This is a genomic window from Burkholderia sp. BCC1988, from assembly GCF_905339895.1.
Classification (GTDB): Bacteria; Pseudomonadota; Gammaproteobacteria; order Burkholderiales; family Burkholderiaceae; genus Burkholderia.
The window spans coordinates 146,783-161,381 of sequence record NZ_CAJPHA010000015.1; the positions used below are offsets into that span (position 1 = coordinate 146,783).

Here is a 14,599-nt window from a genome sequence, read left to right on the forward strand (position 1 = left end):
ACGTACCTTCGCGTACTGCCCTTACTTGGCCGCATTCGCGATGCAGACAATCCCGGCTGCCTCGTGAATGGCATTCACCTCAACCAAGGTTTGCATCGCGCGATAAACCGGACCGCTTTTGTATCGGCCAGCGAGGTGTTTAACCACGTTGCTTTTTTTGATCCCAACCTTATGCGAAGCGAGGAATTCCAAGACTGCCCCCTCAACAGCCCCGTAACGCTTCTCGCTTTTGGGCTTCTCGGGTGCATTGGCCGGAACCACGACGCAACTCGTCGCGAGCTTCCCCCATTTCGTCGTGCCGAGCCCTACAACGTCGAGTCGAAAGCCGATACGCTCACCCTTGGTCGGCAAGTCGCGCTGTTTTGTAATTTCGGCACAACGGCCGCCTGCACCGTCCGTTACCTCAATTTCGGTATCGACGGCCGCGCGCACACCGGACCATCCGCGCGCGCCGGCGGCGGCGTTTTTGCCGCTGTGGTGAATCAGCATGAAATGGGCTTCGCACTCCGTACGGATGCGGTCGAAGCGCTTGATGACGAGGCCCATATCTTGCCCTGCGTTCTCGTTCGCACCGGCACTCAGGCGAGCGAGGGTGTCGCCCACAATCAGGCGAACTTTCATTCCTCGTTCAGCCTCCAAGCGTTTCACGGTCGCGATGATTGCCGATGCATCGAAGTCGCTTTCGAACAGGTTCACCGGGCTTTGGATGATGGCGAAGTTAGGGACGCGCAGGCCGTAATATTTTTGGTACGCCTGAAGCCGGGCGCAAACCGATGCGGGAGATTCGACCGCCAGGAACACGACGAGGCCCTGTTCCGTTTGGCGTCCCATCCAAGGCACGCCGCGCGCAACGGCCGCAGCCACGTCGATGCAAAAGAACGTCTTGCCGCAGTTGGTATCGCCGTATAACACACTCCCGCCGTCTGCCGTGAGCACACCTTCGATCAATTCGTCGGGCGGTTCGTAATCGACCGGCAATTCATCCGCAAAGGCAACGTTGAGGGGCAATTCATCGCCCACCGAAATCGCCTCACGCTCGGATTGCTTCGGGACGTGCCTGCCGTTCGCAACAGCAACGCGTACAGCATCCGCGCCGCCTTTGGCCGCCACATCGTTCAAATCACGCCCCGTCATGACCGACCTCCACAAGCGTAACCTCTCGATCAGCGAGCGCCCACCGCTCTGCACACGCATGCCCGGCTGTTACTCCGGCCGGGTCATTGTCCGCGCCGATAACGAGGCTTTCGACGCCGGACAGGTGCGGGAACGCCGTGAGATTGCCGGCGTCGATGAGCGCCCAAACCGGCGCATAACCCCATGCGAGCGAAAGCGCCGATTCAATGCCTTCCGCGACGCCGAGCCCGCTCGTTACGGCCTCGTCGGGCCACAAGCGAATGACGCCGCCCGCCTTGCGATGCCCGCCGAGCAGCAGACGCGGCGGGTCAACGTCAGCCTTGCGGCCATCGGTCCGAATCCAAGTTTTGTGCAAGGTCATGAATTCGCGCGTTACCGCGTGCGTCACGAGTCCGACAAGCGCCGGGCCGACATAGCCGGTCGGATGCTTCAGCGAGGGATGCCAGCGCAAATCGCCATCGGCGGGCGGGATGCGGCAGTGCCGAGCGTCGAGATAGGCCAGCGCGTCGCCGGAAATGGCGCGACACGCGTTCCAAAGGTCGAACCCGTAGTTAGACAGGACGCAATGCTTCGCGAACGGCGTAACGGCCGGAATGCGCGCCATGCTATGCGCAGAGCCGCACACGCGGCGTTCGGGGCGGTACGTTTCCGTGATGTCGCATCGGAAACAGTGCGCGACGCCCGCGCCGCTTGCGGCGATGGTCAACCCGAGCGTCTTATCGCGTTCGCCGCGTCCGCAAACGGGGCAACTCACGCGGTAGTTGCCGGTCGCGTAGTGGCTCCATGCAATCGCGCTCATGCGACCTCCCGCGCTTTGAGCCAGCGAGCGACCTTGCGGCGGTCGGTGGTCGTGAGGCGATACACGCCTCGCCGCACTTCGCGGCCGTCGCGGTCGATGTACTGGACGCGCTCGCACGGCAGCACGAGGCCCTTCGCGCGCAGGCTTGCGATGAGAGCGGGGGAGTTCGAGCAGCCGGCGAAATGGTCGAGTTCTTCACGCGACATCGGGCGGCGTTGCAGCACGGTCAGCGCGCGCAGGTGACGGTGATTTTTCGTTCCGGTAAACTTGCGGCGTTGGTTCGCGCTCGACTGATTGTTATTGGTCGGGCGATTTTTTTTGCTCATCTTAGATGCCCTCCGCCAGCTTTTCGAGGGCATCGGCGGGCCACATGAGGCGACCGTTCGGCAGCTTGACGGGGCGGAGCGTGAAGTACGCACCCGTTTGGCAATAGCGCTTGCGGATGGACTGCGGGCGAAGCGAGAGGAGTTCCGCCAACTCCTCGGTAGTCATCGGGCGGCGGGCTTGAGTCGCAGAAAATTGCTGCATCGTCATCTGTATCACCTTGCCGTTCGGCTTGAGTTAAGGCGATACAGATTTTTTTGCAGGTTTCCGAGTTGACCGATAGATGCGCCCGCAACCGCCCGCTATTGCCCGTTTCCGCCCGTTGCCGCCCGCTTACGGGGCTTGAGCCGGTGACGCAACCTTTCCGAGTTCAGGTAGTCGAGTTCATCATCAAGGGTCGTGTAGAACAGTTTCCCGCCCTTTACTTCGCCGGTGAACGGCGTCTCGGCAGCCAACGCAGCCTCTTTGAGCACCAGAAACACGGCCTGAGTATCTTCGCTTCCGACGCTCGCTACCGCCCGGTCGATCAACCAGTCCAGCACGTTGCGGCGCGCTTTGATGGAGTGCTTTGTCACGGACCGATTTTCGACGGCGGCGGGTGCTGCATCCTCCACTTTGACGCGGGAGTCGGGCGGCGGCGTAGCGCTCGTCACTTTGGGGCACTCAGCCATGACGCGCGCGGCGAACTCTTGCAGGCCGGCCGCGCTCATGCCGATCGATGGCAAAGCGACTGTTAGCGCTTCCTCTGGCGGTTCGATGAACACATATTCGCCCGGCCGTCCGTAATCGTCTTCGGGGCGTTCCGCTATCGAAATAGCGGCTTCGCCCGTTTTCAGCAGCTCGTCCACCTGAGCCGGATAGAGGGCCACGGTTTGATACGGCGCGGCACACACATACACGAACGGATTACTCGGCGTCCCGTTCTCGGTATCCCATTTGTACCGGGCGAACTTGGTACTGCGCGGCGGCGCGCATCGCAGGCAGGTCGGCGGCTGGGTCTTGCCTTGCGGAACGCGATACCCGTCTAGTACGTCGCTCAGGATGCGGCGCGGCGTCCATGCTTCGCCCGTCAGAGCCGAAAGCAACGACGCGGCATCGTCGAGCGTATTCCAGCGCAATACCTTATCGAGCGTACGCGTGTCGCTTGTAAAATCGAACGTAGCCATGCTGCGCGCCTCCCTGAAGGCCGTTCGTGGTTAGGCGGGTCCGGTGCGTCAACATCGTTCCCGCCGTCAAGCCTGATTCTAATGGCTCTTACTTCAGGGCATGCAAGCCCGGTTGCGCGGCGCTCGCGTCGAATTCGACGGCGGCCTGTTCTAACAACCACGCTTCGATTTTGTCGTGCCACTTGCGGAGCAGGTCGAGCGGGCGGCGACGGTAGTGCTTTTCCGCGATGGCGGACGGCTTGTGACCTTGAATTTGGGCGATGACACCGACCGGAACCTCGACCCACTCGGCCAGCGTCCCGAATGAACGCCGAAGGCCGTGCAGGCTCAGATGAGGAAGGCCGGCTACCGCGAGTGCTTGGTTATGCGCGATGCGCGGCTCGGCGATTTTTCCGTCCGCCGATTTTTTGCTCGCGAAAACCCACGGGGAGGGCGACCATGATTCGCCTTTGGCGGTCAGGTCACGCATTTGACGGACGTTCGGCGGCGTGTCGTTCAAGCGTTTGAGTTCCCGTAGGATGCTCGCGAGGTACGGCGTGAGAGGGATGACGCGCGAACCTTCGACCTTGTCGGCGATGGACAGGCTGCGCCACTGGAAATCCACGTCGACCCATTTGAGCGCGGCCATTTCCTCTCGGCGTGAACCCGTAATGAGCAGCGCTTGCAGATATGTCGCGATGACCGGGTTGCCTAGCGTGCGGACGGCGTCGAACCAAGCTGATAGCTGCTCCCGTTGCAGGCAGTCATCTTTCGCCTTGGTGCGCGGCACGGCGGCGCGCACGGCGCGAGCGGCGTATGCGTTCGATGCAATCAGCCCGGAATATTCCGGCTTGTCGCCGCACCAACGGATGAAGGCACGCAGCTTGCGGTAGCTTTGCTCCGCGTTCGTCGGGCGCGTCTGCGCCTCGGTTTCGAGCCATGACGCGATGGCCTCAGCGGTCAGGTGCGACAGCTTCAACTCCATGAGCGCGGCGAGCGGCCCGGCAACCGTCACGCCTTTTCCGCGCTTTCGCGGCTCGCCGCCAGCGTGGGCCAGATTCTCATGGTCGAATAGATGGCGGTCGCTCCATCGCGACCGGTTTGCGTCAAGATAAGCCGCCCACGCTTCGCGCATGGTTACATCTTGTCGCTTGGCTTCGGCTTTTCGCGCTTTGTAGGCGGCGGCCTGTTCTGCCGCCTGTTCACGCGGATCTACGCCACTGTCGAGAAGCGTCTTCAGGCGGCGTGCTTCAACGCGTGCTTTCTCGATGCTCCACGCGGATGGGTCTCCAATCGAGATGCGCACAAGCGAGCCGCGCAACTTCGCTTGGAGCACGTACCGTTTTGTGCCGCCTGCGTTTGCGCGGAGGCCAAGACCGGGCGCGCCGCTGTCCCACAGGAAGGCTTCGGATTTGCCATCGGGGCAGGTGTGTGCCGCTATCTTGCCCGCCGTGAAATTGACCTTTGCCATTGTCGCCTCCCTCACTTAGGGCAGATTCCGGAACCCATCCGGAACCCGATTCTGGCAATTTTGGTCAACTCGTGTCAACGGGCAGGCGAGGTGATTTTTTGATGAAATCCTTATCCGGATTAGGTTTGAGGGATTTTTGGCAACGTTCGTCAACGTCAATAAATGTCCACTTTTTCGGCCTTCTAAGCCGTAGGTCACACGTTCGAGTCGTGTAGGGCGGGCCAATGGAATCAGTGCGTTAGCTGATATTTATTTTCAAATTTCTCATCCTCTGTCGGCGCGCTCGTGTGGGCAGCATGTAGGTGTTTGTAGTCAACCACGATCGCAACCAATCCATGTGAGACCGGCGGCTCACTCTGACAAGCATTTTTGACGGCGTCGTAAGCTGAAATGCCGAGCCGGTCGCACGACAAGATCGAGGCGTGGATGCTTGGTAGGCTGACCTCTGAATGGTTGGGATTCTGGCTGTAGTACGCGTGTGCGACTTCCCGGAATCTGCCGCCGTGCGATTGGAGCACCTCATTGCGACGCACCGACACTTCGACCGAATCCGCGCCGAACGTCGCGACCTTCTCGGCTATCGCAATCGAGGTTGCGGACCATTGCACCGCCGCTCCGCCATTCACGCCGACCTGTACCTTGGCGAACTTGAGGTTGTTCTGAAACATATCGCATCAACGATGCACCTTCGATGGTGAACGAAAGCGCGACGACTGTCGGCGCATTCGTATTGGACACTGGTGTTCCCGTGGTCCGCTGGTCGGATTTCCCGCACTCAGTCAATAGTCCAATGGCTACACACGCCAATGTCATTGTCCTCATGCTTCCCCGAGATGTCGTTATTGTGTTGATTTGAAATTGTGAGGCGCGCTGCAGGGGGCCGATGTTCGGCGACACCTATAGATTGAAGCTACTGCTGCCGTTAACCTATTCGAGCTATCTCCTTTAGCGGGATGGCTTACAAAATGAATGAGTTACGGGGAATGCTATGCGATGGATCAAATCACTAACCGCTCTTGCAGTGGTTAGTCTGTGTTCGGGTTGCGCTTATAACGTGCAAGTGTCGTCCCAATCAGGGGCTGCTGAAGTAATGAGCACCAAGGTCAAGCAGGACAAGGCGTATGTGGTGTTCAGTGACAACCTAGCGACTGCCGGGAAGGAGGTGAAGCCGGGGTTCCAGTGCGGCGCTCACCGATACCCCATGTATATCGGAGAGACCCTCGAAAATTCCTTGTCGAAGACGGTTGAAGCGGCCTTTCCTCACGCGGTCAGGAACGGCGGTGCAATTCCCACATTGGGTGACGGACTGGTTTTCAAGTTCGACCTCGCTGAGTTCGATCCGCGCGTCCGTTTTACCCCCGGCTTCTTCGTCCCGACAGCAGATGCGAACGTAGACATAGCAATTCGCGCCCGCGTATCTGATAAGGCGGGTAAGGAACTGATTGCGACGACGTTTCGCGGACAGGGACATTCGAGTCAAGATGGGTCTTGCGGCGTAGGTGCAGACGCGTTGGCGGACGCCGGACAGAAGGCAATCGCGAATGCGATGGAGAATTTCGTGGACAAGGTCATCAATACCGGAATCCTCGATTCGTCAACGACGGCGAGCAAATAGCCATTCGACTTGCGATCCCTCTTGATTGATAGATCGCGGTTGCGCCAATTGAGGCTTCGGGCGGTGACGGGAAACGTATCCCCGTCCCGCCCCTTGCTCGGAGTCTGTCAGTCTAGCCTCAGAGCGAAGTCGTCGGCTCGCAGGTGCATATACCGCCGCAGCATGGCAAGCGTCTTGTGCCCGGTGATACTGGCAACTTCCATGATGTTCAGTCCGTGTTCAAAAAACGGCTTGTCGCTTCGTACCGGGCGCGTGCCCGCTGCGTGGGCCGACGGAAAGCCCGCCCGAACGCGTTAGCGGTTAGCCGCTTGACGAGGCAGTTTCTCACCGGTGCCGAAGTACAAGTCCGCCGAGGATGATGTCATTCCACCAAAGTTGCATGGAAAGAGCCGCTACTTGGTCCTTGGCGTTAGTGACCATCGCTGCAACTTTGTCGAGCATTGCGGCATCCGTCGGCGGCGTTGACTCATCGAGTTCTTACTTTCGCCTGAAGGCGAGAATAACGGGCAGCATGGTGGTGCTGCATGTCCGTAGGCATGCAATTTTTCAAGATAAAGAAAATGCGGGCCATTATCGAGCGCCATATGACATCGCGTGGCAAATGTGCGCGCGCATTATGGAAATGCCTGAACCTGAGGTTAGGGTTGTCCGATCTCGAAAAGAGCGGAGAAAGCGAGCCCGATGCACACCCGGGCCGTACAGTTGCCATTCAGGCGTGAAATAATCTTTGTTCAAAAACGAGAACAGTTTTCCGAGAGAACAAAGAGAAACGCAGCATGAAGGAAATCGAAAGCCAGCGCCATGAGGCCGTGACGAATCAGGAGGGGCAGTATTCGATCTGGCCGACTTCTACGGAGATTCCGTCCGGCTGGAAAAAGGCCGAATTCGGCGGCACCCGGGAACCATGTCTCGACCACATTCGAAGCGCCTGGACCGACATGCGTCCGCTGAGCGTGCGTCAGGCGATGGCAGGCGAGGGAGCCGCGTGAACGCCGCGAGGCAGGCCGGCTTGCCGGCCGCGAACGTGCGGGCATCGAGGACGCTGATAGGTTGGCGCATGAAGGCCTATTCGCGTATGGTCGCACAGGCTGTCGCGCGTCATGCGAAGACGCTGGCGATCATCGTCGGCATCTTCGTGTTCGGGCTGCCGTTGAATGCGCAACTCGACCTGCTCGGCATGCCGATGAAAGTGTTGCTGGCCGAACACGCAACCGGACTCGGCGTGGCATCGGTGCTGGCGACCTTGTCGATGCTGGCTGCCGCGTCCGTGGCCGTGCAGGGCGATACGGTGTTCGGTGGCGCCGCGCGCCGCTGGAGCGCGAGTTTGCCAGGCGGGATCCGCGCGCATCGTGCGGCCGATCTCATCGTGACGGGCGCTGCTCTGTGGCCGTTCTGGATCATGCTCGCTGCCGCGATTGCGCGACACGTGCTGGGCGCGCGCGACACGGTGACCGGCGCAACCTTTGCGCTGGTCGTCGCGACGCTTGCGCTCGCCTGGACGGGCGCGCCGCTCGCGCTGCTTGCGCGGTCGCGCGCGGCGTTGACGGCGGTGTTCGCGGCCAACGCATTGTTATGGATCGTCCTTCGCTTCGGCGTCGCAGGCACCGCCTGCGCGGCACTTGCCCTGGCGTGCGGCGTTGTCGCACTGTGGCGCGCGCGGCTTGACGCGTTCGTCGAGCGCGAACAGCACGGAGCGACGTTGCTCCGCGGTGGGAATCCGTTCGAACTCGTTCGTGCGGTGATGGTGAACGTCTACGGTCATTCACTGCGGCTGGGCGGCTTGATGCTGGCCGTGCTGGCGATGATCTGCGGATGGATCGTCTCGATGCCCGACTATCTGTCGCGACATTGGGGCATCGTGAACGTGGTGCTGCCGTTCGCGCTGTACCAGATCGCGATCCTGCATGGGTGGATGCGCGACGAATCAGGCCGGCTGACCAGTTGGCTGGGCAGCTTGCCTCGCGCGATTGCCCGCTTCAATCGGGCGGCGGCGATGAGCATCGTGGGGCTGTCGAGTGCCTATGTGCTGGCGATTTGCGTTCCGTTCGCAATTGCAACCGACGAAGGCCGTCGCTACGCCATCGTCTTTGCATGCTACGCCGGCCTCGCCGTTGCATTGGCGGCGTGTCGCTGGTGGGGCGCGCGGGCGTCTCGCATCGTCGATACGTTTCTGACGGCGGGTTGTGCGATCGCTTGCTACGGCATGTTGAAATAGATGGAAAACGACATGAGCATCCTGAGAGTAGCGGGGCTGGGCAAGCGATACGCCGGACGGACGATCTTCAGCGACGTCCAATTGGAACTGCAGGCAGGCGTCTATGCACTGAGGGGCAAGAACGGCAGCGGCAAATCGACGTTGCTGAAATTGCTGGCAGGCGTGGTCCGGCCCGACGAGGGCGTCGTCGAAGTGGGCGGTCACGCGATCGACCGTGCAGCGGACAAGGCCAAGGCCTGTACTGGCTACATGCCGGACAGTGAGGAGTTCTACGATTTCGTGACACCATCGTCGGTATGGCGGCTGATTGCCGATGCGCGGGGGACGAATCTCGAGCAGGGTCTGGTGACGGCCGACCGCCTTGGGTTGACGCGATACGCCGACGAACCGCTTGGCGCGCTGTCGCAGGGAACGCGCCGCAAGGTATTTCTGGTCGGTGCGTTCATGGGCCCTCCGGCCTTGATACTGCTCGACGAACCGAGCAATGCACTCGATGCCGCCGCACATGCGCAGCTGTGCCGGATGATTGCGGCCGCGGCGCCGACGTCGGTCGTGCTGATGTCGACCCACGACGCGGAACTGGTCGCCGCGACCCGCGCGCGCATCCTCGAACTGACGGCACACGGTATCGTCCTGTCGAGACCGTCGAACGTTGCAATGCATGTCGAGCAGTGATGACGGGACCGGCGCGACGCGCATGATGCGCTGCGCTTCCTGGCGCCGTGGGCCGCACGCCAGGATGGCTGCTCGGACGACGACTTTCGCGGCTACATCGGCAGGATCGAATCGGCGGCCCCGTGCTGGTTCGGCGAGACGCCGCTGTCGTCGCAGCGCAAGTACCTGCTGAAGCAGACCACGAGCACGGCGTTCGCGAAGATCTGCCGTTTCTCCTGTCGCGTCACGGGATACACCTGCGCTCCCGGTGCGTTGCACATTCTGCAGAAAATGCGAATGTCCTCCCGGATTCCAAAGTGTTTTCGCGGAATGGCCCTTCCGCGACACGGCGTCGGCCACGGATACTGACGGCCATACACGTTCCGCATCCGCGGACGCCACACCGATCCCTGCATGATCGATGCCGCGGACACCGGACGACTATGCGACGCCGCTCGGCGGCGTCGGCGAGCCGGGGCTGCCGCCGGTCGCACCGGCGCTGACCAACGCGATCTTCGCGGCGACGGGCACGCGCATCCGCAGCCTGCCCGTCGCGGACCAGCTCGCGAAGCCGAAAGCGGGGTGACGCGGCGCTGCGCGCCGGGCCGTCTGCAAGGCCCGGTGCGTATATCCGCTCGCGCGCTCGCCGTTGCGTGCGACCTGTTCATGCACTCTGTTTGCATATCAATTCGACGGATTCCATCGGGCCGATCGGCCGCCACGACAATCGCTTTCCGGCATCAACTGCGGGAATTCAATCTCGACATTTACGCCCCGAATTCCACCTGAAAATAGAATCAATAGCCCTCTGACATCGGGTTTGCCCGATGGTGCGGTATCGTACAAAGAGGGGCCGGAAAGTGTCGGATCATTGGCCCGTGAATTCATTTTTTGTAAGAAATTCATTGAGCAAAACCTGACGCGGCTCAATCATTTCTTGAGGGTCGATTGGGCGGCTGGTAATCGGTGCGTATCTGATTTTTTGCTGATTATCGGGCAAGTATTCATTCGCGTTTTCATTCTTTTGTTCCGCGACGTGCATGGTGCCGTGAGGTCCACGCACGGGTGTCTGCTCGTCTGCAGATTGAAGTCGTCGAACCGGATGCCGGGCGGCGCGAGGATTAATTGCATATCGACAAACAGCCGGTTTGTCGAATGCTGATCGATCGTGAGGGCGTTGCGAAAGAATTCATCGCGATATTCGATCCGATGGGACGTCGCACGCCATCTGGCTGGAATGATCGGTGAAATATAAATGGGCGATGGAGTCGTTTCGTTCATAAATTTAACATATTTAACGTATTGATCTGCGTCGCGATTCGCGGCGTGGTTCGATGCCCCGCTAGATGGGTTATCTAGCATTCTCAATCTGGAGAAACGCAATGCAAGAACTGAATCAGCAGGAAATCGCACAAGTTTCCGGCGGCTACTACGGCGGCGGCTCGATTTTCGACACGCTGGGCAACGTGGTCGAGCTGTACGGCCAGACGCTCTACAACGTCGGCGAAGCGCTGACGACGGCTGTCGTGGGCACGGGCAACGCACTGCTCGGCCTGCTGGGCGGTCAGCACGCGTAAGCCGAACGCGATTTCCGTGCGATGGCGCGCGCTGCGCCGCCATCGCGTGAATCGCGGACCGCCGCGGCACCGGAGCGGGGTGCCGCGGCGATCTTCCCGGGCAACCGGAACGCATCCCGTCGAACCCAATTGACAGTCAGTCATCCCGTATCTTGACGAACCCGACTTCTCTCTTCCGGCACGAAGCACAACAGGCGCAGCGCGCCGGCGCGCTGGGCGAGATCGTGCTGGTGCGCCCCGTGTCGCTGACGCTGCTGGCGGCCGCCGCGGTCGCGATGGCCGCGTGCGTGCTGCTGTTCTTCACGTTCGGCACCTACACGCGTCGCACGACGGTCAGCGGCGTCGTGATGCCGGATGCGGGGCTGGTGAAGGTCTATGCGCTGCAGCCGGGGATCGTCGTCGCGCGCGACGTGAAGGAAGGGCAGCACGTCGCACGCGGGCAGACGCTCTATACGGTGTCCACCGACCTGCAGAGCGCGGCGCAAGGCGCGACGCAGGCCGCGCTGATCGCGCAGGCGCGGCAACGCAAGGCGTCGCTGCTCACGGAAATGGACAAGACGCGCAGCCTGCAGCAGGACGAACGCGCAACGGTGCGCGCGAAGATCGCGAGCCTGGGCGGCGAGCTTGCGCAGATCGACGATCAGCTCGCGGCGCAGCGGTTGCGCACGTCGATCGCGGCTGACGGCGCGAAACGCTATCGCGGCCTGCTGGCCCAGGACTACATCTCGAAGGATCAGGCGCAGCAGCGCGAAGCCGACCTGCTCGACCAGCAGTCGAAGCTGAACGGGCTGCTGCGCGAGCGTGCGTCGACGGCGCAGTCGCTGACGGAAGCGAACAACCAGCTGGCCGGCCTCGACCTCAAGCAGCAGAACCAGCTCGCGCAGATCGACCGCAACGTGATCGACGTCGACCAGAACCTGATCGAAAGCGAGGCGAAGCGCCGGATCGTCGTCACCGCACCGGAAGCGGGCGTCGTGACGGCGGCGATCGCCGACGTCGGCCAGTCGGTCGATACGTCCCGGCCGCTCGCGAGCGTGGTGCCGGGCGGCGCGCGCTGGCAGGCGCACCTGTTCGTGCCGAGCACGGCGATCGGCTTCGTGCGGGTCGGCGAGCCGGTGCTGGTCCGCTACCAGGCATTTCCGTACCAGAAATTCGGCCAGTATCGCGCCGAGGTCGTGTCGATCGCGCGCACGGCGCTGTCGGCGGCCGAACTCGCGAACGACGGCGGCCCGGCGGCGACGCCGGGCGAGGGGCGCGATGCGACCTTCTATCGCGTGGTCGTCGCGCTCGATGCGCAGCATGTCACCGCGTATGGCGCGCAGCAACCGTTGCAGGCGGGCATGACGCTGCAGGCAGACATCCTGCAGGAGCGCAGGCGCCTGTACGAATGGGTGCTGGAGCCGCTTTACAGCCTGACCGGCAAACTCTGACGAGGTCGCGCATGGCACTACTCGATCGACTCTCGTTCGGCCTCGGCCGCCAGCTGCCGATGATCCTGCAGACGGAGGCCGCGGAATGCGGGCTCGCGTGTCTCGCGATGGTGGCCGGCTATCACGGCCATCACGTGGATCTCGCGACGCTGCGCGGGCAATTCCCCGTCTCGCTGAAGGGCGCGGGGCTCGGGCGCGTGATCGAGGTCGCGCAGCGCCTCGCGCTCGGCACGCGCGCGGTGAAGCTCGACCTGGCGCAGCTCGGCCAGCTTCGCCTGCCGTGCCTGCTGCACTGGAATTTCAACCACTTCGTGGTGCTGAAGGAAGTGAGCGGCAAGACCGCGACGATTCATGACCCGTCGCACGGCATCCGCAAGGTGCCGCTCGCCGAAGTGTCGCGCGCCTTCACCGGCGTCGCGCTCGAACTGTGGCCGGCCGCCGGGTTCGCGCCGCGCGCGGCACGGCCGGCGGTGAAGCTGCGCGAGCTGCTCGGCCCGGTGTCGGGGCTTTCGCGCTCGCTCGCGCAGATCCTCGCACTCGCGATCGCGCTCGAAGTCTTCATGCTGGTGCAGCCGTTCTTCCTGCAGTGGGTGATCGACGAGGTGATCGTCAGCGCCGATCGCGACCTGCTGACGGTGCTGGCGCTCGGTTTCGGCCTGTTGCTGCTGATGCAGCAGGCGACCGGCACGATTCGCGCGTGGGCGCTGATGTACGTCGGCGTCACGCTGAACATCCAGTGGCGCGCGAACGTGTTCACGCACCTGCTGAGCCTGCCGGTGCGCTACTACGAGCGGCGCCATCTCGGCGACGTCGTGTCGCGCTTCGGTTCGATCGACACGATCCAGCAGACGCTGACCACGTCGTTTCTCGGCGCGGTGATCGACGGGCTGATGACGATCGTGACGCTCGCGATGATGTTCGTGTACAGCCGCGTGCTCGGCCTGGTCGCGCTGGCGACGATGGCGCTGTACGCGCTCATCCGGTGGCTGTGGTACGGCCCGCTGCGGCGTGCGACCGAGGACCAGATCGTGCACGCGGCCAAGCAGCAGAGCCATTTCCTCGAAACGGTGCGCGGCGTGAAGACGATCAAGCTGTTCAACCGCCAGACGGAGCGCCGCGCGAGCTGGATCACGCTGCTGGTCGAGCAGGTCAATGCGAGCCTGCACGTGCAGAAGCTGCAGATCTTCTACCAGCAGCTCAACGGCCTGCTGTTCGGCATCGAGAACGTGCTGATCATCTGGCTCGGCGCGCGCATGGTGATGGACGGCCAGTTCACGGTCGGCGTGCTGATGGCGTTCAACGCGTACAAGAACCAGTTCGACAGCCGGGTCGGCAGCCTGATCGACAAGTACTTCGAAGTCAGGATGCTGCAGCTCCAGGGCGAACGGCTGGCCGACATCGTGTTCGCGGCAAGCGAGCCGGACGCTAGCCTGCGCAACGTGCCGGGCGAGGCCGACGCGCTCGACGCGAGCATCGAGATCGACGCTTTGTCGTTCCGCTACGCGGAAGGCGAGCCGCTCGTGCTGGACGGCGTGAGCGCGACGATCGCGGCGGGCGAGTCGGTCGCGATCGTCGGGCCGTCGGGTTGCGGCAAGACGACGCTGATCGGCGTGCTGCTCGGCATCCACGAACCGACGGGCGGCACGGTGCGGATCGGCGGGCTCGACGTCGGCCGGCTCGGCATCGAGCGGCTGCGCGCGCTGGTCGGCACGGTGCTGCAGGACGACGTGCTGTTCGCGGGCTCGATCGCGGACAACATCAGTTTCTTCGACCCGGACGCGGACCCGCGCTGGGTCGCCGAATGCGCGCGCGTCGCAGCCGTGCACGATGACATCGCCGCGATGCCGATGGGCTACAACACGCTGGTCGGCGACATGGGCACGGTGCTGTCCGGCGGGCAGAAGCAGCGCGTGCTGCTCGCGCGTGCACTGTACAAGCGGCCGGGCATTCTGGTGCTCGACGAAGCGACGAGCCATCTCGACATCCAGCGCGAGATGCAGGTCAACGCGGCCGTCACGCAGCTCGCGATGACGCGGCTGATCGTCGCGCACCGGCCGGAGACGATCGCGTCCGCGCAGCGCGTCATCATGCTGCAGGGCGGCAAGGTCGTGCTCGACCAGTCGACCGCCGCGATGCGCGCGGCGATGGCGGCAAGGACGTCCGCCGCTGCACCCGTCGCGCCGCAGCCGGCGACGCATGACGCCGGCGCGGCGGAACCGGTCGCGGGGCGCTGAG

Annotated in this window: 16 protein-coding genes and 2 pseudogenes; 9 read left to right on the forward strand and 9 right to left on the reverse strand. The window is 62.7% G+C overall.

The genetic code is table 11. The features are described 5' to 3' along the window. Window positions 1-21: 21 nt before the first annotated feature. From U4012_RS22040 to U4012_RS22070, 7 genes are all read right to left on the reverse strand, one after another. Window positions 22-1,134, reverse strand: a complete 1,113-nt coding sequence (locus U4012_RS22040; RefSeq protein WP_321801473.1) for a helicase RepA family protein — start codon at window positions 1,132-1,134, stop codon at window positions 22-24. After that, the gene (locus U4012_RS22045; RefSeq protein ID WP_321801475.1) at window positions 1,121-1,933 is read right to left on the reverse strand and encodes a toprim domain-containing protein; all 813 of its coding nucleotides are present in this window, start codon (window positions 1,931-1,933) and stop codon (window positions 1,121-1,123) included. The genes U4012_RS22040 and U4012_RS22045 overlap by 14 nt, the downstream gene beginning before the upstream one ends. Beyond that, on the reverse strand, window positions 1,930-2,259 hold the full coding sequence (locus U4012_RS22050; protein ID WP_321801477.1) for a hypothetical protein: 330 nt from the start codon (window positions 2,257-2,259) through the stop codon (window positions 1,930-1,932). Before U4012_RS22050 ends, U4012_RS22045 begins: the two co-directional genes overlap by 4 nt. A 1-nt stretch (window position 2,260) precedes the next feature. Continuing rightward, on the reverse strand, window positions 2,261-2,467 hold the full coding sequence (locus tag U4012_RS22055) for a DNA-binding protein (RefSeq protein WP_321801479.1): 207 nt from the start codon (window positions 2,465-2,467) through the stop codon (window positions 2,261-2,263). 92 nt (window positions 2,468-2,559) lie between these two features. After that, complete coding sequence (locus U4012_RS22060) at window positions 2,560-3,423, reverse strand: hypothetical protein (protein WP_321801481.1); 864 nt, start codon at window positions 3,421-3,423, stop codon at window positions 2,560-2,562. Between the two features lie 88 nt (window positions 3,424-3,511). Beyond that, the gene (locus tag U4012_RS22065) at window positions 3,512-4,873 is read right to left on the reverse strand and encodes an integrase family protein (RefSeq protein ID WP_321801483.1); all 1,362 of its coding nucleotides are present in this window, start codon (window positions 4,871-4,873) and stop codon (window positions 3,512-3,514) included. 230 nt (window positions 4,874-5,103) lie between these two features. Continuing rightward, entirely contained in the window at window positions 5,104-5,541 is a 438-nt protein-coding gene (locus U4012_RS22070) for a hypothetical protein (RefSeq protein ID WP_124667601.1), read from the reverse strand. A gap of 422 nt (window positions 5,542-5,963) precedes the next feature. Between U4012_RS22070 and U4012_RS22075 the strand changes: the two genes are divergently transcribed. After that, window positions 5,964-6,488 carry a hypothetical protein gene (locus U4012_RS22075; RefSeq protein WP_235879376.1) on the forward strand — a complete coding sequence of 175 codons (525 nt, stop codon included), beginning with the start codon at window positions 5,964-5,966 and terminating at the stop codon, window positions 6,486-6,488. A gap of 107 nt (window positions 6,489-6,595) precedes the next feature. On the opposite strand, the pseudogene U4012_RS22080 reads toward U4012_RS22075, so the two are convergent. Beyond that, a pseudogene (locus tag U4012_RS22080) lies at window positions 6,596-6,792 on the reverse strand (site-specific integrase); the annotation flags it as partial. Window positions 6,793-7,264: 472 nt separating this feature from the next. On the opposite strand from U4012_RS22080, the gene U4012_RS22085 reads away from it, so the two are divergent. From U4012_RS22085 to U4012_RS22105, 5 genes and pseudogenes are all read left to right on the forward strand, one after another. Further along, on the forward strand, window positions 7,265-7,477 hold the full coding sequence (locus tag U4012_RS22085; RefSeq protein ID WP_044844873.1) for an MbtH family protein: 213 nt from the start codon (window positions 7,265-7,267) through the stop codon (window positions 7,475-7,477). A gap of 68 nt (window positions 7,478-7,545) precedes the next feature. Then, complete coding sequence (locus tag U4012_RS22090) at window positions 7,546-8,703, forward strand: hypothetical protein (RefSeq protein WP_321801487.1); 1,158 nt, start codon at window positions 7,546-7,548, stop codon at window positions 8,701-8,703. Between the two features lie 12 nt (window positions 8,704-8,715). Beyond that, complete coding sequence (locus tag U4012_RS22095; RefSeq protein WP_185735462.1) at window positions 8,716-9,378, forward strand: ABC transporter ATP-binding protein; 663 nt, start codon at window positions 8,716-8,718, stop codon at window positions 9,376-9,378. Window positions 9,379-9,396: 18 nt separating this feature from the next. After that, a pseudogene (locus tag U4012_RS22100) lies at window positions 9,397-9,582 on the forward strand (hypothetical protein); the annotation flags it as partial. Window positions 9,583-9,778: 196 nt separating this feature from the next. Then, on the forward strand, window positions 9,779-9,943 hold the full coding sequence (locus U4012_RS22105; protein ID WP_321801583.1) for a hypothetical protein: 165 nt from the start codon (window positions 9,779-9,781) through the stop codon (window positions 9,941-9,943). Window positions 9,944-10,225: 282 nt separating this feature from the next. Here the strand turns inward: U4012_RS22105 and U4012_RS22110 are convergent, their stop codons facing one another. Next, entirely contained in the window at window positions 10,226-10,420 is a 195-nt protein-coding gene (locus U4012_RS22110) for a hypothetical protein (protein WP_321801490.1), read from the reverse strand. 319 nt (window positions 10,421-10,739) lie between these two features. Between U4012_RS22110 and U4012_RS22115 the strand changes: the two genes are divergently transcribed. The 3 genes from U4012_RS22115 (at window position 10,740) to U4012_RS22125 (ending at window position 14,598) form a co-directional block, all read left to right on the forward strand. Continuing rightward, window positions 10,740-10,934, forward strand: coding sequence for a hypothetical protein (locus tag U4012_RS22115; RefSeq protein ID WP_044844870.1), 195 nt, complete (start codon window positions 10,740-10,742; stop codon window positions 10,932-10,934). A 152-nt stretch (window positions 10,935-11,086) separates the two neighbouring features. Next, window positions 11,087-12,364 (forward strand): HlyD family secretion protein, encoded by a 1,278-nt coding sequence (locus tag U4012_RS22120; RefSeq protein ID WP_321801492.1) that lies wholly within the window; start codon window positions 11,087-11,089, stop codon window positions 12,362-12,364. 11 nt (window positions 12,365-12,375) lie between these two features. Continuing rightward, window positions 12,376-14,598: a peptidase domain-containing ABC transporter gene (locus tag U4012_RS22125; protein ID WP_321801494.1), complete on the forward strand. Its 2,223-nt coding sequence runs from the start codon at window positions 12,376-12,378 to the stop codon at window positions 14,596-14,598. The last annotated feature ends 1 nt before the right edge of the window (window position 14,599 follow it).